The organism is Streptomyces aurantiacus JA 4570 (assembly GCF_000414115.1).
Classification (GTDB): Bacteria; Actinomycetota; Actinomycetes; order Streptomycetales; family Streptomycetaceae; genus Streptomyces; species Streptomyces aurantiacus_A.
The window spans coordinates 1-1,811 of record NZ_AOPZ01000340.1; the positions used below are offsets into that span (position 1 = coordinate 1).

Sequence of the window (1,811 nt, forward strand, 5' to 3'; positions counted from 1 at the left end):
AGGCGGCCAGCGGCTCGGGGTCACCGGCCCCCGTGGCGGCGCGCAGCGCGGTGAACCCCTCGACGGCCAGGTCGCGCCGGCGCCGGGCGGCGGCCTCGGTGGCCTGTTCGGTTCCGTCGGCGGGCAGGGCGACGGCCGCGCGGTACGTCGCGGGGTCGGCGAGCAGGTGCGGCGGCAGCGTGAGCACGGCGTCGCCCGCCTCGGGCAGACCGCTGTTCTGCATCAGGACATGGATGGTCAAATCGCCCTCGTTGACGAGCCGGTGGATGGTGCCGGGAGTGAACCACACGAGGGCCCCGGGCGCGAGCGGGTCCTGCCGGAAGCCGGCGGGGGTGAGGGTCTGGACGGCGCCGCGGCCGCTCACGACCGTGTAGCCCTCCGTGCAGGTGAGATGCAGGTGGGGCGTGCCGCCCCGGAGTCCGTCGGCGGCCGGCCAGTCGTACACGCGCAGCCGGGACACGCCGATGCCGCCGGGCAGGCCGTCGTGGACGGCGGGGTCGGGGGTGGGCACGGGGGACCTCCTCGGGCCGGACGGGTTCCCGGACAGCATCCGGCAGGTTCCGGGGCTTCCGAAAGGTTCCAGGGGCTCCCGAAGGGTGCCGGGACTTCCGGCAGGTTCCGGAAGAACGCATTGTGCGGCCCCCGATGCTCGGGACATCGGGGGCCGCGTGCCTCGGCTTCCTCCCCCCACGAAAGGTTGCCGAGGTGTCCGGGGAGGACGGAGGGTCCGTCAGGAGTCGTGCGGGGACGGACGGTCCGTCAGAAGTTGAGCAGGGCGCCGTTCGCGATTGCCGCGTTCTTCATGCACGGGTTGCCGAACGTGGTTGTCCACGCGACGTGCTTGCCCTGCCAGACGCCGGCCGCGGAGACCACGACCGGGTTCCATTCCTTGGTGCACACGCCCTTCGGCGCCTTGTCGACGAGCTGGTCGAACTTCGCCTCGACGGAGTCGAGTTCGGCGCAGGCCGCGCGCGGCGCGGGGTGAGTGCCGGTGGCCCTGGGCGCACAGCTGAGAGTGACCGCGCGCTGCACCGTGGCCGTGGCGGCGTCTTCGCCCTGGCCGACGGTGAGCACAAGGTCCGACGGCGCGTAGAGGCCCGTCGGCTCAGGGGTCGCTGCCCCGGCCGCGCCGGTCGAGACCGCTGAGACGGTCAGGACTCCGGCGGCCACGGCGGCGGCCGCGCTCACGGTCTTCAGGAGGTGACGCACTTTGACGCTCCTTCAATGCTGGTTGATGGTGCAAGGATTGTGTTTCTTGTGGGTATTGCCGGGTGTTACATGGAGATTGCGTGTGCTGCTTGCGGTTGCGGTGAGGAGTCTGGCAAGTGCGCTGAGTGAGCGGCAAACGGATGGTCGATTTCCGGATGACTGGCTCCGCTGAGCGAGGGCCGAATGACCGTTCGGGCAGCTCAGGGCGGCCGGGCGGCGCACCTGTCGACCGCCCAGGACGCGGATGTAGTCAGGTGGTATAACGCGGAACAACCGGCTGACCTGGGAAAATGAGCGGTTGGTTGTTTTCTGCGGCGCGGCCTTCGACCGGAAAGCAGCGGTTGACCGCGGGTGCGGAGGCGCGTTACAAGCGGCGGGCGGGGCTGGCGGGGTCCGGCCTGTTTGCGGCTTTTGGGGTGGACGTGGGCCGGTCGGCGTCTGGGCGCGTGGAGGTGGGCGCGGGGCCGTGGGCTGCGCCGACGGGCGGCGGCGCGTGATCGCGGGCCGTTTCGGGGCTCAGGTGCCCGCCCTCCTCGAACGCGATTGTGTACGGTCGGTCGCCGAGGTGGGTGCGGGCCACCGCCGACACCCGGTCCACGTCC

General features: G+C 71.6%; 2 protein-coding genes. Both read right to left on the minus strand.

Annotated elements, in window-relative coordinates:
* Positions 1-511, minus strand: a 511-nt coding sequence (locus STRAU_RS28925) for a cupin domain-containing protein (protein WP_037662603.1), incomplete at its 3' end; no start/stop codon positions are given.
* A 248-nt stretch (positions 512-759) separates the two neighbouring features.
* Entirely contained in the window at positions 760-1,209 is a 450-nt protein-coding gene (locus STRAU_RS28930) for a subtilase-type protease inhibitor (protein ID WP_016643966.1), read from the minus strand.
* Positions 1,210-1,811: the final 602 nt, after the last annotated feature.